Annotated in this window: 2 protein-coding genes; both read left to right on the top strand. The window is 38.3% G+C overall.

Annotated elements, in window-relative coordinates; all coding sequences use genetic code 11:
- Positions 1 to 182: 182 nt before the first annotated feature.
- Positions 183 to 530, top strand: coding sequence for a hypothetical protein (locus VT06_RS16835; protein WP_046555487.1), 348 nt, complete (start codon positions 183 to 185; stop codon positions 528 to 530).
- 60 nt (positions 531 to 590) lie between these two features.
- Positions 591 to 785 carry a hypothetical protein gene (locus VT06_RS16830; protein WP_235357470.1) on the top strand — a complete coding sequence of 65 codons (195 nt, stop codon included), beginning with the start codon at positions 591 to 593 and terminating at the stop codon, positions 783 to 785.
- Positions 786 to 875: the final 90 nt, after the last annotated feature.

The raw sequence follows: 875 nt of genomic DNA, 5'->3' as shown, positions 1-875 counted from the left end.
TGGCAAGCAGCGATTGATAAATTACGAACATTGATTGATGATCCGCAAGCGAGTTTTTAAATGCTTAAATTCGTGGGGATCTCTCAGACTCTGACCCCAATTATTCAGACCGGCAATACTGCTCACCAGATGAATACGGGTAAAGCGAATTACGTATGCACAATACCAACGAGGTGTGATTAATGAAAAAAAAACGACATGTTAGAGAGTATATGTTTTTCCAGATCCTTGGGGTTGTCACAGTAATGTTGTTTTTTAAAGGGGAGTTTGCGTATTCATTAATTGCATTGTTAATTGCATTCTTATTTTATAGATTTGATCCATCAATAAAAGATTTCTGTGAAAACATTAAGCACACTAGGAAGATATTTTGGGGGCAGATTTTTATAGGGTACGTTATGGCAGGTGTTTGCTTTATTTTTTCTTGGAACAGCAAAGGTTTAAGTATTATATGGGCTTTGATTTTTCTTGCTGTTGGTGTGCTTCACGCCGGAAAAGTTCAAGATTTTTTGAATGAAAGGCGAGGCTAAGTCAGCAACATATTCCTCAGAAAAAGGGGGCGGAGCTAATTAGCTTTAAAGGATTAAAAAATGATAAAAAGTATTTTAGTTGCCATGGCATTGTTGTTTGCGGTTGGCGCGCAAGCTGATACTACAGCCAAGATTGATAAAATATTAATGTATGAAGGCCGTAACCTAGTTTATATCTACCCGGTTGGTAGCGTACAAAATAAACCGGCCTGTCATGGCGCTAATGGTTATTACTTATCATTTAGGAGAAAATAGGACAGGCACAGCAGGAATGCATTGGTGATTGTGGTTTTTGGTGCTAACGCCAGGTGTTTGTTACTCACTGTGTTGTTTAGTTGTGCCTGT

This window comes from Arsukibacterium sp. MJ3 (assembly GCF_000987765.1).
Taxonomy (GTDB): Bacteria; Pseudomonadota; Gammaproteobacteria; order Enterobacterales; family Alteromonadaceae; genus Alishewanella.
Note: the sequence above shows the minus strand (reverse complement) of the source record. Positions and strands in the feature narration are given on the sequence as shown.